The sequence below is a fragment of the Leclercia sp. 119287 genome (assembly GCF_009734485.1).
GTDB lineage: Bacteria > Pseudomonadota > Gammaproteobacteria > Enterobacterales > Enterobacteriaceae > Enterobacter > Enterobacter adecarboxylatus_C.
Genome location: NZ_CP046445.1, coordinates 4,276,695 through 4,294,388 on the forward strand (window position 1 = coordinate 4,276,695; position 17,694 = coordinate 4,294,388).

Genomic DNA, 17,694 nt, shown 5'->3' on the forward strand with positions numbered 1-17,694 from the left:
ACCTTACTCGCCCTGTTCTGCTGCCGGAGCTTCCGGTGCAGCGGCAGATGACTGCTCAGTCGCTTCTTTAATGCTCAGACGGATACGGCCCTGACGGTCAACTTCCAGAACTTTAACCGGAACTTCCTGACCCATCTGCAGGTAATCGGTCACTTTCTCAACGCGCTTGTCAGCGATCTGAGAGATGTGAACCAGACCTTCTTTACCGCCACCGATGGCAATGAATGCGCCAAAGTCAACGATACGGGTCACTTTACCGCTGTAGATACGGCCCACTTCGATCTCTGCGGTGATCTCTTCGATACGACGGATAGCAAATTTCGCTTTCTCGCCGTCGGTCGCTGCGATCTTCACAGTACCGTCATCTTCGATTTCGATGGTGGTGCCGGTCTCTTCGGTCAGAGCACGGATCACAGAACCGCCTTTACCGATAACGTCTTTAATCTTGTCCGGGCTGATCTTGATGGTGTGGATACGTGGTGCGAACTGAGAAATGTCGCCACGTGGCGCGTTAATCGCCTGTTCCATCACGCTCAGGATGTGCAGACGTGCACCTTTCGCCTGGTTCAGCGCAGCATGCATGATCTCTTTGGTGATGCCTTCAATTTTGATATCCATCTGCAGGGCAGAGATACCTTCGCGGGAACCCGCAACTTTGAAGTCCATATCACCCAGGTGATCTTCGTCGCCCAGGATGTCAGACAGAACAACGTAGTTGTCGCCTTCTTTCACCAGACCCATCGCGATACCCGCAACGGCAGCTTTCACCGGAACACCCGCGTCCATCAGCGCCAGAGAAGCACCACACACGGAAGCCATGGAAGAAGAACCGTTAGATTCGGTGATTTCAGAAACCACGCGAACGGTGTACGGGAATTTATCAGCATCTGGCATAACAGCCAGAACACCGCGCTTCGCCAGACGACCGTGACCAATTTCACGACGCTTCGGCGAACCTACCATACCGGTCTCACCAACGGAGTACGGAGGGAAGTTGTAGTGGAACAGGAAGCTGTCAGTGCGCTCGCCCATCAGTTCGTCGATGTTCTGTGCGTCACGGGCAGTCCCCAGGGTCGCAGTAACCAGCGCCTGAGTTTCACCACGGGTGAACAGTGCGGAACCGTGAGTACGTGGCAGAACGCCAGTACGCACATCCAGACCACGGATCATGTCTTTTTCACGGCCATCGATACGCGGCTCGCCAGCCAGAACGCGGCTACGAACAACGTTTTTCTCGATAGCGTGCAGAATTTCGCTCAGCTCGTTCGCGTCCAGGGACTCATCTTCTGCAACCAGCGTAGCGATGGTTTCAGATTTGATGACGTCAACCTGAGCATAACGCTCTTGTTTGTCGGTGATGCGGTAAGCATCGCTCAGACGTGATTCAGCCTGGGCAGCAACGCGCGCGTTCAGCGCTTCGTTAACCGCTTCTGGCTGCCAGTCCCAACGTGGTTTACCGGCTTCTTTCACCAGATCGTTGATGTTCTGGATAACGATCTGCTGCTGCTCGTGGCCAAAGACCACCGCGCCCAGCATCTGGTCTTCGCTCAGCAGTTCTGCTTCGGATTCAACCATCAGTACCGCCGCTTCTGTACCCGCAACAACCAGGTCCAGCTTGCTCTCTTTCAGCTCGTCCTGAGTCGGGTTCAGAACGTACTGGTCGTTGATGTAACCCACGCGAGCAGAACCAATTGGACCGTTGAATGGAATACCAGACAGGGACAGGGCTGCAGATGCGCCGATCATCGCCACGATGTCCGGGTTAACCTGTGGGTTAACGGAAACAACGGTCGCGATAACCTGAACTTCGTTAACGAAGCCTTCCGGGAACAGCGGGCGAACCGGGCGGTCAATCAGACGCGCAATCAGGGTTTCGCCTTCGCTTGGACGGCCTTCACGACGGAAGAAGCCACCCGGGATTTTACCGGCAGCGTAGGTACGCTCCTGGTAGTTAACGGTCAGAGGGAAGAAGTCCTGACCTGGTTTTGCTTTTTTCTGGCCAACCACGGTTACGAATACCGCGGTGTCATCCATGCTTACCATAACGGCAGCAGTAGCCTGACGCGCCATCATGCCGGTTTCCAGCGTGACGGTGTGCTGACCGTACTGGAATTTACGAACGATCGGATTCAGCAAGATTCTGTCCTTTCTTAAATGAATGACAGCACACCAGAGGCGTGCTGACGTTTAACCGGACCTTCTTCGCATCCTCGCGACTAATGACAACCGACACCCCCATGGGTGAAGCCTCTCATTAGCCGCGCGAACCTCTGCAATGAAGATCATTTATAGCAACAATACATTAGTTTCCAGTGAATTGCTGCGGTCTGGTTGAAAAAAGGGGCCATAAGGCCCCCTTTTCTGAAACTCGCAAGACTTAGCGACGCAGGCCCAGACGCTCGATCAGCGCGGTGTAGCGTGCAACATCTTTACGTTTCAGGTAGTCGAGCAGTTTACGACGCTGAGAAACCATGCGCAGCAGACCACGACGGCTGTGGTGATCTTTTTTGTGCTCTGCAAAGTGACCCTGCAGGTGGTTAATCTGTGCAGTCAGCAGTGCAACCTGAACTTCAGTAGAACCGCTGTCGTTAGCATCACGACCAAACTCAGAAACGATTTTAGCTTTAGCTTCAACGCTTAGAGACATTTTAAAACTCCAAAGTATAAAGAATGAAAGGATGCCGATCTCTAATTCAGCTATCCCATGTATAACGCTTGCCAATTGTTAAACAATTCACCAGACGTTAAGCGGCAATATTCTACCCGCCTCCCCTGCTTATCGCAAGGTAAGGCGTCAGCTTATGCCGGATATTCGACCACCAGACGGCGCGGTGCAACACGACCTTCGTCGTCGATTTCACCCATGCCGATAAAGGTGTTGTCATCGCCTTCGGTAACGCGTACCAGCCCCTGATGAGGGACGTCAGTGGTGCGCACCGGATTACCATTTTTAAAGTAAACAGACGAGGTTAACGGCAAATTGACCACCGGATAGTCCGAAGCTGGACTGTCCATCGGCATCAGCAGTGGGTCCAGCAGATCGGCTGCATCGATACCCTGCACCTGTGCCTGCTCAACCAGCGCCTGCAGCTGCTCCAGCGTCACCATCCGTTCCGCCGGATACTTACTGACCGCCAGACGACGCAGATAGATCACGTGTGCGCCACAGCCCAGCTTCTCGCCCAGATCGTCAATGATAGTACGGATGTAAGTGCCTTTTGAGCAGTGAACTTCCAGCTCCAGCTCATCACCTTCGTGGCGAATGAACAGCAGCTCGTACACCGTAATCGGGCGGGCTTCACGCGGCACCTCGATACCCTGGCGCGCATACTCGTAGAGTTTTTTGCCCTGATATTTCAGTGCTGAATACATCGACGGCACCTGCTCGGTGTCGCCGCGGAAACTCTCCAGTGCAGCTTCAAGCTGTTCAGCGCTGAACGTTACCGGACGCTCTTCTACGACCTGACCATCCGCATCGGAAGTATCCGTGCGCTGGCCCAACTTCGCGATAACCCGGTAGCGTTTGTCAGAATCCAGCAGATACTGGGAAAACTTCGTCGCTTCACCCAGGCAAACCGGCAGCATGCCGGTCGCCAGCGGATCCAGCGCACCGGTATGACCGGCACGGTTAGCATTGTAGAGACGTTTTACTTTTTGCAGCACGTCGTTACTGGAAGCACCCTGGTGCTTATCCAGCAGCAGCACGCCGTGCACGTCGCGACCGCGACGACGAGGACGACTCATCAGTCCTCCTTTTTATCGTCCGGGTTCACACGACGCTCATCATCCTGCTTGACCACGCTGGTGACCAGGTTGGACATGCGCATCCCTTCAACCAGTGAGTTGTCGTAGAAGAAGGTCAGTTCCGGCACGATACGCAGGCGCATGGCTTTGCCCAGCAGAGAGCGGATAAAACCGGAGGCATCCTGCAGGGCTTTGATGCCCAGCTTAACCGCGGCTTCATCCTGATCGTTCAGGAAGGTCACGAACACTTTGGCATAGGCCAGATCGCGGGACACTTCAACACCGGACACTGTCGTCATCATGCCCAGGCGTGGGTCTTTAATTTCGCGCTGCAGGATGATTGCGATCTCTTTTTGCATCTCCTGGGCAACGCGCTGTGGGCGACCAAATTCTTTCGCCATAATAAATTCTCCAGACAAAAAAGGGGCTCTTAGCCCCTTTTTATTAATTCTTGCCGGGTGGCGCGAGGCGATCCCGGCTTACATGTGAACTTATCCGCAGGGGATTAGTCGATGCTGCGTTGGATCTCGATGATCTCGAACACTTCGATCATATCGCCAACGCGAACGTCGTTGTAGTTCTTCACGCCGATACCACATTCCATGCCGTTACGGACTTCGTTAACGTCATCTTTGAAGCGGCGCAGGGATTCCAGCTCGCCTTCATAGATAACCACGTTGTCACGCAGGACGCGGATTGGGTTGTGACGCTTGATGTTACCTTCGGTAACCATACAGCCCGCGATCGCACCGAATTTCGGTGATTTGAACACGTCACGTACTTCAGCCAGACCGATGATCTGCTGTTTCAGTTCCGGAGACAGCATGCCGCTCATCGCCGCTTTCACTTCGTCGATCAGGTGATAGATGACGGAGTAGTAACGCAGATCCAGGCTTTCCGATTCGATCACGCGACGCGCCGAAGCATCGGCACGGACGTTGAAGCCAACCAGAATTGCGTTGGACGCTGCAGCCAGGGTTGCGTCGGTTTCGGTGATACCACCTACGCCAGAACCGATGATCTTCACTTTCACTTCGTCGGTAGACAGTTTCAGTAAAGAGTCGGAGATCGCTTCCACAGAACCCTGCACGTCCGCCTTCAGAACGACGTTCACTTCGTGAACTTCGCCTTCGGTCATGTTGGCAAACATGTTCTCGAGTTTAGATTTCTGCTGGCGAGCCAGTTTGACTTCACGGAATTTGCCCTGACGGTACAGCGCAACTTCACGCGCTTTCTTCTCGTCACGGACAACGGTCACTTCATCACCGGCAGCCGGAACACCGGACAGGCCCAGGATTTCCACAGGAATGGACGGACCTGCTTCCAGAACTTCACGACCCAGTTCGTCGCGCATTGCACGAACACGGCCATATTCGAAGCCACACAGCACGATGTCGCCTTTGTTCAGGGTACCTTCACGTACCAGAACGGTAGCAACCGGGCCACGACCTTTGTCCAGGAAGGACTCGATCACCGCGCCGCTTGCCATACCATTGCGAACCGCTTTCAGCTCCAGAACTTCAGCCTGCAGCAGGATAGCGTTCAGCAGGTCATCAATACCGGTACCCACTTTTGCAGAAACCGGGATGAACTGAGACTCGCCGCCCCACTCTTCCGGCATAACGCCGTACTGGGACAGTTCGTTTTTAACGCGATCCATGTCCGCTTCTGGCTTATCGATTTTGTTCACTGCAACAACCAGAGGCACCTGCGCCGCTTTCGCGTGCTGAATAGCTTCGATTGTCTGCGGCATCACGCCATCGTCTGCTGCTACCACCAGAACAACGATATCCGTTGCCTGCGCACCACGAGCACGCATAGAGGTAAACGCGGCGTGGCCCGGGGTATCCAGGAAGGTGATCATCCCGTTGTCGGTTTCTACGTGGTAGGCACCGATGTGCTGGGTAATGCCGCCTGCTTCGCCGGAGGCCACTTTCGTGGAACGAATGTAGTCCAGCAGAGAGGTTTTACCGTGGTCAACGTGACCCATGATGGTCACAACCGGTGCACGCGGCTCAGCGGCTGCGCCAGTGTCACGGTCGCTCATTACCGCTTCTTCCAGCTCGTTTTCACGACGCAGGATAACTTTGTGGCCCATCTCTTCGGCAACCAGCTGTGCGGTTTCCTGGTCGATAACCTGGTTGATGGTCGCCATAGCGCCCAACTTCATCATCGCTTTGATGACCTGAGAGCCTTTAACGGCCATCTTGTTAGCCAGATCGCCAACGGTGATGGTTTCGCCAATGATTACGTCACGGTTAACGGCCTGAGCTGGCTTCTGGAAGCCTTGCTGCAGCGCGGAACCTTTACGCTTGCCGCCTTTACCGCCGCGACCCGCTGCACGCGCTTCTTCGCGATCGGCTTTGGATTCAGCGTGCTTGTTGCCTTTCTTCTGAGGACGGGCAGTTTTCGATGCGGTGCGGGTACGGCCACGGCCACCTTCAACCTCACGGTCGTTTTCGTCTTCTGCCTGGCGCGCGTGCTGAGAAGTGGTTACGTGGTAATCACTGGTGTCTTCTGTCTGCTCAACAGGATTAACACCATTCTTCTCGTTTTCTTCTGCCATACGGCGCGCTTCTTCAGCAACACGACGTGCGTCTTCTTCCAGCTTACGGCGAGCTTCTTCTTCCGCTTTACGCTTCAGTTCAGCAGCTTCATTTTCACGACGGGCTTTTTCCGTCTGGGCTGTTTTGGTCATTTCGTCAGTCTGTTGATTGCTCACTTTGTCTTTTTCCGCCGCGTCACGCTTCGCTTTATCACTGGCATCGCGCTTCGCTTTTTCTGCGGCCTCACGTTCAGCTTTTAATTCTGCCTCACGTTTGGCAGTTGCTTCTGCCTCACGCTGAGCTTGTTCTTCCGCTTCACGCTGTGCCTGCTCTTCCGCGGCAAGGCGTTCTGCCTCTTGCGGATCACGTTTTACAAAGGTGCGCGTCTTGCGGACTTCGATTTGTACCGATTTGCTTTTTCCACCGGTACCTGGAACATTTAACGTACTGCGCGTTTTACGCTGTAACGTCAGTTTATCAGGCGCTGAACCGTGTTCACGGTTCAGGTGCGATAATAAGGTTTGTTTCTCTTGCGCGGTCACTGAGTCATCAGCGGACTTCGGGATCCCTGCATCAGCAAATTGCTGTACCAGGCGGTCCACGGAAGTCTGAATCTCAGCAGCCAGCGTTTTTACAGTTACATCAGTCATGCTGTTCCTTCCTGCTACAGTTTATTACGCTTCGTCGCCGAACCAGCAAATATTACGTGCGGCCATGATGAGCTCGCCGGCTTTCTCGTCGGTTAAACCTTCGATATCAGCCAGGTCATCAACGCCTTGTTCAGCGAGATCTTCCAGCGTACAAACACCACGGGCAGCCAGCTTGAACGCAATCGCACGATCAAGACCTTCCAGATTCAGCAGGTCATCAGCCGGCTTGTTATCACCAAGGCTTTCTTCCTGAGCCAGTGCCAGGGTGGTCAGTGCGTTTTTAGCGCGGTCACGCAGGGCTTCAACGGTTGCTTCATCCAGACCGTCAATTTCCAGCAGTTCTTTCATTGGCACATAGGCCAACTCTTCCAGCGTTGAGAAACCTTCTTCAACCAGAACGGTGGCGAAGTCTTCGTCAATGTCCAGGTACTTAGTGAAGGTATCAATGGCTGCATGGGCTTCTGCCTGATGCTTAGCCTGCAGGTCGTCAACGGTCATTACGTTGAGTTCCCAACCGCTCAGCTGTGAAGCCAGACGGACGTTCTGACCGTTACGGCCGATAGCCTGCGCCAGGTTACCTGCTTCAACGGCGATATCCATGGTGTGCTTGTCTTCGTCTACTACGATAGACGCTACATCAGCCGGTGCCATCGCGTTAATCACGAACTGCGCCGGGTTGTCGTCCCACAGAACGATATCAATACGCTCGCCGCCGAGTTCAGTCGAAACAGCCTGAACGCGCGCGCCACGCATACCGACGCAAGCGCCTACCGGATCGATACGCTTATCGTTGGTTTTCACCGCGATTTTCGCACGGGAACCCGGATCGCGGGCAGCGGCTTTAATCTCAATCACTTCTTCGCCAATTTCTGGCACTTCAATGCGGAACAGTTCGATCAGCATTTCAGGTTTAGAACGGGTTACGAACAGCTGTGCGCCACGTGCTTCTGGACGCACGGAGTACAGTACGCCACGAATGCGGTCACCCGGGCGGAAGTTTTCGCGCGGCAGCATATCTTCACGCAGAATAACTGCTTCGGCGTTGCTACCCAGATCCAGGGAGATGTTGTCGCGGTTAACTTTTTTCACCACGCCGGTAATGATCTCGCCTTCGTGCTCGCGGAACTGGTCAACGACCATGGCGCGCTCAGCTTCACGTACTTTCTGAACGATAACCTGTTTAGCAGTCTGGGTGGTGATACGGTCGAAGGTTACGGATTCGATCTGATCTTCAACGTAATCGTCGAGGTTCAGGCTTTCGTCTTCGAAACGTGCCGCTTCCAGGGTGATCTCTTTCGTTGGCTGGGTGACTTCTTCAACGATAACCCAACGACGGAAGGTATCGAAGTCGCCGCTTTTGCGATCGATTTCAACGCGGACATCGATCTCTTGTTCGTATTTTTTCTTGGTTGCCGTAGCCAGTGCACTTTCCAGCGCTTCGAAAATCTTCTCGCGCGGCAGTGATTTTTCGTTGGAAACGGCTTCAACAACAGCCAAAATTTCTTTGTTCATCGCGGGCTTTTCACCTCATCCAGACTGTTAAAAGTGGGGAACCAGGTTCGCCTTCTGGATATTACTCAGCGCGAACACTTCATCTTTGCCTTCGACTGTTACTGTGATCATCTCACCATCAACGGCCTTAATAACGCCCTGCCATTTACGGCGGTTTTGTACAGCCATACGCAGAACGAGAGCCGCCTCTTCACCAATGTAGTGAGTGTAGTGTTCAGCAGTGAACAGCGGGCGATGCAGACCAGGCGAGGAAACTTCCAGGTTATAGGCGACGGTAATAGGATCTTCAACATCAAGAACCGCACTCACCTGGTGGCTAACATCAGCACAATCATCAACATTGATGCCATCTTCACTATCAATATAGATGCGCAGCGTGGATGTACGGCTGCGAATGAATTCGATGCCGACCAGTTCGTAGCCCAGTGCTTCGACTGGTGCTTTAATCATCTCTGTTAATTTTTGGTCTAATGTGGACAAGCCCACCCCCAAGACGTAAAAAAAGGGCATAAAGCCCAGTTATTCTGTAGTCAGATAACAAAAAACCCCGATAAATCGGGGCTTTAGATAACTGAACCCTATAGCCACAACAGTGGCCTGGAGCACTTTCAAAAAGAATTTTTTCAAATCCAGCTACGAAGGCGCTAAGTCTTCACAGTATATTTGAAAAAGGACTTTATAGGAAAGTGGTTGCGGGGGCCGGATTTGAACCGACGACCTTCGGGTTATGAGCCCGACGAGCTACCAGGCTGCTCCACCCCGCGCCTGAAACGTGGCAAATTCTACTCGCTGTGGGTAAAAAATGCAAATAATGCTGGGATTTGGTACCGAGGACGGGACGTAAAATCGGCGTACAGTATATTGATAGTGGACGCCGCCTGTCAACCCTGTGAACCACAGCGATTCAGGCGGGAAATTTTTACAAAAAATACACGAATCACTTTCGGTACTTGCCAAAAGATGATTAAATGAAAACTCACTTATTCTGCATAAAAATGCATTTAGGGTGAAAGCGATCACTCATCAGTCAATCAAGCAGGGTTTTATTTTATGACGACGATTCTCAAGCATCTTCCGCAAGGACAACGTATTGGCATCGCTTTTTCAGGCGGCCTGGATACCAGCGCTGCACTGCTGTGGATGCGCCAGAAGGGAGCGGTTCCTTATGCATATACTGCGAACCTGGGTCAGCCGGATGAGGACGATTATGATGCGATCCCTCGTCGTGCCATGGAGTACGGTGCAGAGAACGCACGCCTGATTGACTGCCGTAAGCAGCTGGTTGCCGAAGGTATCGCTGCCATTCAGTGTGGCGCATTCCATAACACTACCGGCGGCCTGACCTATTTCAATACCACCCCACTGGGCCGTGCCGTTACCGGCACCATGCTGGTTGCCGCGATGAAAGACGATGGCGTTAACATCTGGGGTGATGGCAGCACCTATAAAGGCAACGACATTGAGCGTTTCTACCGTTATGGCCTGCTGACTAACGCTGAACTGCAGATCTACAAGCCATGGCTGGATACTGACTTCATCGACGAACTCGGTGGCCGTCACGAAATGTCCGAATTTATGATCGCCTGTGGCTTTGACTACAAAATGTCAGTCGAGAAAGCTTACTCCACCGACTCCAACATGCTGGGTGCAACGCACGAAGCAAAAGACCTGGAATTCCTGAACTCCAGCGTGAAGATCGTTAACCCGATCATGGGCGTGAAGTTCTGGGACGAAAACGTCAAAATCCAGGCGGAAGAAGTGACCGTGCGTTTTGAACGCGGCCACCCGGTTGCCCTGAACGGCCAGACCTTCTCTGACGATGTGGAACTGATGCTGGAAGCAAACCGCATCGGCGGCCGCCATGGTCTGGGCATGAGCGATCAGATTGAAAACCGTATCATCGAAGCGAAAAGCCGTGGCATCTATGAAGCGCCGGGGATGGCGCTGCTGCACATCGCTTATGAGCGTCTGCTGACCGGTATTCACAACGAAGACACCATTGAGCAGTACCACTCTCATGGCCGTCAGTTGGGCAAACTGCTGTATCAGGGCCGTTGGTTCGATCCGCAGGCGCTGATGCTGCGTGATGCCCTGCAGCGTTGGGTGGCAAGCGCGATTACCGGTGAAGTGACCCTGGAACTGCGTCGCGGTAACGACTACTCGATTCTGAATACCGTGTCTGACAACCTGACCTATCAGGCAGAGCGTCTGACCATGGAAAAAGGCGAATCCGTCTTCTCCCCGGACGATCGTATCGGTCAGCTGACCATGCGCAACCTGGATATCACCGATACTCGCGCCAAGCTGTTCACCTATACCGAGAACGGTCTGCTCTCCGTATCAACAGGTAACGGTCTGCCGCAGGTCGAGAATCTGGAAAACAGCGATAAGCAGTAATCGCGAACAAAAAATGCAAAAGGCGCCTGAGGGCGCCTTTTTTGTAGTTGTGTTTTCCCGGGCCCGGCAAGCATCGCACCGCCGGGCAATATCACAAACTACAGACGAAAAAAAAGACGTCTTGCGACGTCTTTTCTTCGGAATATTGGTACTGAGGATGGGACTCGAACCCACAAGCCCGTTAGGGCACTACCACCTCAAGGTAGCGTGTCTACCAATTCCACCACCTCAGCACTGTTACTTCTATTACTGTGGGATATCGCTGGTCGGCTTAGCCGGTGCAGCTGGCTGAGTCTGCTCGGATTTCGCCGGTGCGCTCAGATTTTCCCACTCGCTTCCTTTACTGGTCTTGTTGCTGTTGATATTGCCAAGCGCCAGACTGATGATGAAAAACAGCGTTGCCAGAATCGCCGTTGCGCGGGTCATGAAGTTACCAGAACCACTTGAACCGAACAGCGTACCAGAAGCGCCTGCTCCAAAAGAGGCCCCCATATCAGCGCCTTTACCTTGCTGCAGCATAATCAACGCTACCAGAGCGATGGCTACAATAAGGAAAACTACCAAAAGAGCTTCGTACATAATCAACCTGTTCCTTGCGGATTTGCCGCATACCAATGCTCAACCAATAAGCAGGAGTTTTGCTTTCCCACTGAAGCGGGTGTGAATACTAACCAAAGCGAATGACCTTCGCAAGGGCAATTTCAGCTCATTGTATCAAGTGCGGAAAAAAACAGCAAAACCGCAGCCACTGAGCAAAACAAAGGCGGCAAGCGCCGCCTTTTTAGACACTTAACGAAAATTATGCTGCTTTTACGGCATCGGCGATGCGATGCGCAAATTCAGTCACCTGCGCTTCGTCTTCCCCTTCAACCATCACGCGGATCAGCGGCTCGGTGCCAGACTTACGCAGCAGGACGCGGCCACGGGAGCCCAGGGCCGCTTCGACCTCAGCCATCACCGCTTTAACATTGTCGTTTTCCAGCGGATCGCCTTTACCGGCCGTGAAGCGGACGTTAACCAGGATCTGCGGGAACATTTTCATCCCGCTGCACAGATCGTGCAGGGACATATGGTTACGTACCATGGCCGCGACCACCTGCAGACTTGCCACAATGCCGTCACCGGTGGTGGTTTTGTCGAGCAGAATCACGTGACCGGAGTTTTCCGCACCGATGCGCCAGCCTTTCTCCTGCAGTTTTTCCAGCACGTAGCGATCGCCCACTTTCGCGCGCACAAACGGAATACCGAGCTGTTTGAGCGCCAGCTCCAGGCCCATGTTGCTCATCAACGTCCCGACGGCACCGCCGCGCAGCTGCCCCTGGCGCAGGCCTTCACGGGCAATGATATAGAGGATCTGATCCCCGTCGACCTTATTACCTTCGTGGTCAACCATGATCACACGGTCGCCGTCGCCGTCATAGGCGATGCCCAGATCGGCCTTCTCTGCCAGGACGCGCGCCTGCAGTGCGCGAACATCCGTAGCCCCCACTTCAGCGTTAATGTTCAGCCCGTTAGGTTCACAACCAATGGCCACAACCTGCGCACCCAGTTCGCGGAACACGTTTGGCGCGATGTGGTAGGTTGCACCGTTCGCGCAGTCGACCACGATTTTCAGATGGCTGAGGCTCAGCTCGTTCGGGAAAGTGCCTTTACAGAATTCAATGTAGCGGCCCGCAGCATCGACGATACGGCTGGCTTTACCCAGTTCAGCGGAGTCAACGCAGGTCAGCTCTTTTTCCATTTCCGCTTCGATGGCCTCTTCGACATCGTCCGGCAGTTTGGTGCCGTCGATTGAGAAGAATTTGATGCCGTTATCGTAGAACGGGTTATGAGATGCAGAGATTACAATTCCCGCTTCTGCGCGGAAGGCACGGGTGAGATAGGCTACGGCTGGCGTCGGCATTGGACCGGTAAAGGAGGCTGAGAGCCCCGCCGCGGAAAGACCCGCTTCCAGCGCCGATTCGAGCATATAGCCAGAGATACGCGTATCTTTGCCGATAATGATTTTGCGCGAGCCGTGGCTTGCCAGCACTTTGCCAGCCGCCCAGCCTAACTTCAGCACAAACTCAGGTGTGATTGGCGCATCGCCCACGCGTCCACGAATGCCGTCGGTACCAAAAAATTTACGATTACTCATAGCGGTTGTTTTCCTTAGCTGCCAGTGTGGCTTCCACCACTCGCATGGCTTCTGCTGTCTCTTTTACGTCATGGACGCGAATTATATGCGCTCCCTGCATCGCTGCAATGACCGCGCAGGCCAGACTCCCGTTCAGGCGGTCTGAAGGCCCAACGTTAAGCAACTGACCTACCATTGATTTTCGTGACATCCCGACCAGTAGCGGCAGGCCAAAATGGTGAAACTCAGATAAGCGCGCAAGAAGCTCGAAGTTATGAGAGAGATTTTTACCGAAACCGAATCCCGGGTCGAGCAGCAATTTCTCTTTTGAGATGCCGGCACGCTCACAACGCGCAATATGTTCAACAAAATAGCGGTTCACATCAGCAAACACGTCGTCATATTTCGGCGCATCCTGCATGGTTTTCGGCTGGCCCTGCATATGCATCAGACAAACCGGCAACCCAGTCTCTGCGGCGGCCTCAAGTGCCCCCGGCTCGGTAAGGGAGCGGATATCATTAATAATGTGAGCGCCCACTCTCGCTGATTCGCGAATGACCTCAGGTTTAGAGGTATCCACCGAGATCCAGACCTCAAAACGCTGCGCAAGGGCTTCGACCACCGGGATCACCCTGGACAACTCTTCGTCCACGCTGACATCAGCCGCGCCCGGTCGCGTCGACTCCCCGCCAACATCGATGATGGTCGCCCCGGCGTTGATCATCAGATTCGCATGTCTGACCGCCTCAATCAGCGTGTTATGCGTACCGCCATCGGAGAAAGAGTCTGGCGTGACGTTCAGGATCCCCATCACATGCGGATGAGTCAGATCGAGATAAGAATCCTGGGCGAAGAGTTTCATGGCAAATCCCTGAGTTTTTGGTTAAGCAGACAAGAAAAACCCCGGGGCAAGCCCCAGGGTTTCAGGTAAAGAGAACATCATCTACAGCGGTGACTTATTTGTCGCCCAACTGTTCTGACATGGTGTTGCCCGGGTTTGGCGTACGCGGTTCATCGACCGGACGCGGCGCACGTGGCGTGCCATTGTTGTCAGAGTTGTTGGACGTACCTGGATCTTCCCAACCCGCTGGCGGACGCACATCGCGGCGTGCCATCAGGTCGTCGATCTGCGGTGCATCGATAGTCTCATATTTCATGAGCGCATCTTTCATCGCGTGCAGGATATCCATATTGTCATTCAGGATCTGACGCGCGCGACCGTAGTTACGTTCAACGAGCGACTTCACTTCCTGGTCGATGATACGCGCTGTCTCATCGGACATATGCTTCGCTTTCGCCACGCTGCGGCCGAGGAAGACTTCGCCCTCTTCTTCCGCATACAGCAGCGGACCGAGTTTGTCGGAGAAGCCCCACTGGGTCACCATGTTACGCGCCAGGTTGGTCGCGACTTTAATGTCGTTGGACGCACCGGTCGAAACATGTTCCACACCGTAGATAATCTCTTCTGCCAGACGACCACCGTAGAGGGTTGAAATCTGACTTTCCAGTTTCTGACGGCTGGCGCTGATGGCATCGCCTTCCGGCAGGAAGAACGTTACGCCCAGCGCACGACCACGCGGAATAATCGTCACTTTATGCACCGGATCGTGTTCCGGCACCAGACGACCGATAATCGCATGACCTGCTTCGTGGTAAGCCGTGGACTCTTTCTGCGCTTCCGTCATCACCATGGAGCGACGTTCCGCACCCATCATGATTTTGTCTTTCGCTTTCTCGAACTCCACCATCGAGACCACACGCTTATTGCCGCGAGCAGCAAACAGTGCAGCTTCGTTCACCAGGTTAGCCAGATCGGCACCGGAGAAGCCCGGGGTACCGCGCGCAATAATTGCCGCATCGATGTCCGGAGACAGCGGTACGCGACGCATGTGCACTTTCAGGATCTGCTCACGACCACGAACGTCTGGCAGACCGACCACAACCTGACGGTCAAAACGGCCTGGACGCAGCAGCGCAGGGTCAAGAACGTCCGGACGGTTAGTTGCCGCGATAACGATAATGCCTTCGTTACCTTCGAAGCCATCCATCTCAACCAGCATCTGGTTCAGCGTCTGCTCACGTTCATCGTGACCACCGCCCAGGCCTGCGCCACGCTGGCGGCCTACGGCGTCGATTTCATCGATGAAGATGATGCACGGTGCCGCTTTCTTGGCCTGTTCGAACATGTCACGCACACGGGATGCACCGACACCAACGAACATTTCCACGAAGTCAGAACCGGAAATGGTAAAGAACGGTACCTTCGCTTCACCGGCGATAGCTTTCGCCAGCAGGGTTTTACCGGTACCAGGAGGACCTACCATCAGAACGCCTTTCGGGATCTTACCGCCCAGTTTCTGGAAACGGCTCGGCTCACGCAGGTATTCAACCAGTTCACCCACCTCTTCTTTTGCTTCATCGCAGCCTGCGACGTCAGCAAAAGTGGTTTTGATCTGGTCTTCCGTCAACATACGCGCCTTGCTCTTACCGAACGACATGGCACCTTTGCCACCGCCGCCCTGCATTTGACGCATAAAGAAGATCCAGACGCCGATAAGCAGCAGCATCGGGAACCAGGAAATGAAGATAGAAGCCAGCAGGCTTGGCTCTTCCGGCGGCTCACCTACCACCTTGACGTTTTTAGTCAGAAGGTTATCAAGCAGCTTAGGATCGTTCACCGGAATGTAAGTCGTGTAACGGTTACTATCTTTCTTGGTAACGTTGATCTCACGTCCGTTGATACGCGCTTCGCGAACCTGATCCTGGTTGACCTCTTGCAGGAAGGTAGAGTAGTCCACCTTACGGCCATTAGACTCGCTGGGCCCAAAGCTCTGGAATACTGACATCAGCACAACGGCAATGACCAGCCAGAGTATTAGGTTTTTCGCCATGTCACTCAAGGGATTAACCTCTTATTACAACTGTGTTAAAAACAGCGTCAGGATACTCTGTATCCGATTTATTTCAAACTTTCGCCTGAAATCCACCGGCTATCATTTTCGCCCGGTCGCTACAATATACACTTCACGTGAACGCGCACGTGAAGAGTCCGGCTTACGAACTTTGACCTTCGTAAACAGGGAGCGAATTTCCTTCAGATACTCCTCGAAACCTTCGCCCTGGAACACCTTCACTAAAAAACTACCACCCGGCGCTAATACATCACGACTCATTTCTAACGCCAGTTCTACCAGATACATGGAGCGAGGGATATCCACCGCCGGTGTTCCGCACATATTTGGCGCCATATCGGACATGACAACCTGAACTTTACTGTCACCTACCCGTTCAAGTAACGCTTTCAGTACTAATTCATCACGAAAATCGCCCTGAAGGAAGTCCACACCAACGATGGGATCCATAGGCAAAAGATCGCAGGCGATGATTCGGCCGGTTCCGCCGATTTGTGTCACCGCATATTGCGACCATCCACCGGGCGCTGCACCGAGGTCGACAACCGTCATCCCCGGCTTAAAGAGTTTGTCACTTTGCTGTATTTCATCAAGTTTAAACCAGGCACGGGAACGTAACCCCTTTTTCTGTGCCTGTAGAACATATTTATCGCTAAAGTGTTCCTGGAGCCAGCGGCTCGAGCTTGCAGAACGCTTTTTACCTGTCATTTAACTTTCCGTCCTGGTTCATCGTAGCCTGTGGTGTAAATTTCCACTCAGCAATTTGGCGATATTAGGGAGATGGCGGTAGAATGAACCGTTTTCAATCCCAACGTAAGCAAAAATATACGATGAATCTGAGTACTAAACAAAAACAGCACCTTAAAGGTCTGGCACATCCGCTCAAGCCTGTAGTAATGCTTGGCAACAATGGTTTGACCGAAGGGGTACTGGCCGAGATTGAACAAGCGCTGGAGCACCACGAATTAATCAAAGTGAAAATCGCCTCTGAAGACAGAGAGACCAAGACTTTGATCGTGGAAGCAATCGTGCGCGAAACCGGCGCCTGTAATGTACAGGTCATCGGTAAAACGCTGGTGCTCTACCGCCCATCTAAAGAGCGTAAAATCTCGCTGCCACGCTAAGATTATCCTGAATTGAACACATTTTCTGTGTAAAACGAGGGGTTTTTCTTTAGCAGGTGAGCAAAATGCCATGCTCCTTGAGTTGATAAAAGGCCGCTAAGCGGCCTTTTTCCTATCTTTACAATGTATCAACATCTGGCGGGAGATGCGAATTACAGGTAATCAACCTTGATAATTTCGAACTCCACTTCCCCACCCGGGGTGCGGATAGTGACCACATCGTCCTGCTCTTTGCCAATCAGACCGCGGGCAATCGGCGAGTTTACCGAGATCAGATTCTGCTTAAAATCTGCCTCGTCATCACCCACGATGCGGTAAGAAACCTCTTCATCGTTATCCAGATTGATCACGGTGACGGTGCAGCCAAAAATGACACGCCCGTTGTTCGGCATTTTGGTGATATCAATCACCTGCGCATTCGACAGCTTAGCTTCGATATCTTTAATACGTCCTTCGCAGAAACCCTGCTGCTCACGCGCAGCGTGGTACTCAGCGTTCTCTTTCAGATCGCCATGCTCACGCGCATCCGCGATAGCGGCAATGATTTCAGGGCGGCGCACAGATTTCAGAAAATCCAGTTCTTCGCGCAGTTTTTCAGCCCCACGTAAGGTCATCGGAATAGCTTGCATTTGTTATACCTCTTTGACATTCCTGTTGGGTACGGGTAACCGACCCGACGACTGGCCCCGCAGG

Annotated in this window: 15 protein-coding genes and 2 tRNA genes; 2 read left to right on the forward strand and 15 right to left on the reverse strand. The window is 53.3% G+C overall.

The genetic code is table 11. From position 1 onward, the window contains the following. Positions 1-3: 3 nt before the first annotated feature. From pnp to GNG27_RS20545, 8 genes are all read right to left on the reverse strand, one after another. Positions 4-2,136 carry a polyribonucleotide nucleotidyltransferase gene (gene pnp / locus GNG27_RS20510; RefSeq protein ID WP_156264716.1) on the reverse strand — a complete coding sequence of 711 codons (2,133 nt, stop codon included), beginning with the start codon at positions 2,134-2,136 and terminating at the stop codon, positions 4-6. Positions 2,137-2,377: 241 nt separating this feature from the next. Next, positions 2,378-2,647: a 30S ribosomal protein S15 gene (gene rpsO / locus GNG27_RS20515; RefSeq protein ID WP_032614416.1), complete on the reverse strand. Its 270-nt coding sequence runs from the start codon at positions 2,645-2,647 to the stop codon at positions 2,378-2,380. Between the two features lie 152 nt (positions 2,648-2,799). Next, positions 2,800-3,744 carry a tRNA pseudouridine(55) synthase TruB gene (gene truB, locus GNG27_RS20520; RefSeq protein ID WP_156264717.1) on the reverse strand — a complete coding sequence of 315 codons (945 nt, stop codon included), beginning with the start codon at positions 3,742-3,744 and terminating at the stop codon, positions 2,800-2,802. Next, positions 3,744-4,145, reverse strand: a complete 402-nt coding sequence (rbfA, locus tag GNG27_RS20525; RefSeq protein WP_039031654.1) for a 30S ribosome-binding factor RbfA — start codon at positions 4,143-4,145, stop codon at positions 3,744-3,746. The genes truB and rbfA overlap by 1 nt, the downstream gene beginning before the upstream one ends. 104 nt (positions 4,146-4,249) lie before the next feature. After that, complete coding sequence (gene infB / locus GNG27_RS20530) at positions 4,250-6,940, reverse strand: translation initiation factor IF-2 (RefSeq protein WP_142487235.1); 2,691 nt, start codon at positions 6,938-6,940, stop codon at positions 4,250-4,252. Between the two features lie 24 nt (positions 6,941-6,964). Continuing rightward, positions 6,965-8,452 (reverse strand): transcription termination factor NusA, encoded by a 1,488-nt coding sequence (gene nusA / locus GNG27_RS20535; protein ID WP_142487236.1) that lies wholly within the window; start codon positions 8,450-8,452, stop codon positions 6,965-6,967. A 27-nt stretch (positions 8,453-8,479) separates the two neighbouring features. Then, on the reverse strand, positions 8,480-8,932 hold the full coding sequence (gene rimP, locus GNG27_RS20540; protein WP_142487237.1) for a ribosome maturation factor RimP: 453 nt from the start codon (positions 8,930-8,932) through the stop codon (positions 8,480-8,482). Positions 8,933-9,139: 207 nt separating this feature from the next. After that, positions 9,140-9,216 (reverse strand) — tRNA-Met (locus tag GNG27_RS20545). A gap of 286 nt (positions 9,217-9,502) precedes the next feature. Here GNG27_RS20545 and argG point away from each other — a divergent pair. Next, positions 9,503-10,849 carry an argininosuccinate synthase gene (gene argG / locus GNG27_RS20550; protein ID WP_142487238.1) on the forward strand — a complete coding sequence of 449 codons (1,347 nt, stop codon included), beginning with the start codon at positions 9,503-9,505 and terminating at the stop codon, positions 10,847-10,849. A gap of 146 nt (positions 10,850-10,995) precedes the next feature. Here the strand turns inward: argG and GNG27_RS20555 are convergent. From GNG27_RS20555 to rlmE, 6 genes are all read right to left on the reverse strand, one after another. Further along, positions 10,996-11,082: transfer RNA gene (locus GNG27_RS20555), tRNA-Leu, on the reverse strand. Between the two features lie 13 nt (positions 11,083-11,095). Further along, complete coding sequence (gene secG / locus GNG27_RS20560; protein ID WP_032614427.1) at positions 11,096-11,428, reverse strand: preprotein translocase subunit SecG; 333 nt, start codon at positions 11,426-11,428, stop codon at positions 11,096-11,098. Positions 11,429-11,648: 220 nt separating this feature from the next. After that, a complete protein-coding gene (gene glmM / locus GNG27_RS20565; RefSeq protein ID WP_156264718.1) occupies positions 11,649-12,986 on the reverse strand; it encodes a phosphoglucosamine mutase in 1,338 nt (445 codons plus the stop codon). After that, entirely contained in the window at positions 12,979-13,827 is an 849-nt protein-coding gene (gene folP / locus GNG27_RS20570; RefSeq protein WP_142487240.1) for a dihydropteroate synthase, read from the reverse strand. The genes glmM and folP overlap by 8 nt, the downstream gene beginning before the upstream one ends. Positions 13,828-13,921: 94 nt before the next feature. Then, positions 13,922-15,856, reverse strand: a complete 1,935-nt coding sequence (gene ftsH / locus GNG27_RS20575; protein WP_142487241.1) for an ATP-dependent zinc metalloprotease FtsH — start codon at positions 15,854-15,856, stop codon at positions 13,922-13,924. Between the two features lie 102 nt (positions 15,857-15,958). Next, positions 15,959-16,585, reverse strand: coding sequence for a 23S rRNA (uridine(2552)-2'-O)-methyltransferase RlmE (gene rlmE, locus GNG27_RS20580; RefSeq protein WP_032614435.1), 627 nt, complete (start codon positions 16,583-16,585; stop codon positions 15,959-15,961). A 122-nt stretch (positions 16,586-16,707) separates the two neighbouring features. On the opposite strand from rlmE, the gene yhbY reads away from it, so the two are divergent. Then, a complete protein-coding gene (yhbY, locus tag GNG27_RS20585) occupies positions 16,708-17,001 on the forward strand; it encodes a ribosome assembly RNA-binding protein YhbY (RefSeq protein ID WP_095099897.1) in 294 nt (97 codons plus the stop codon). Between the two features lie 152 nt (positions 17,002-17,153). On the opposite strand, the gene greA is transcribed toward yhbY, so the two are convergent. Further along, positions 17,154-17,630, reverse strand: a complete 477-nt coding sequence (gene greA, locus GNG27_RS20590) for a transcription elongation factor GreA (protein ID WP_142487242.1) — start codon at positions 17,628-17,630, stop codon at positions 17,154-17,156. Positions 17,631-17,694 lie beyond the last annotated feature (64 nt).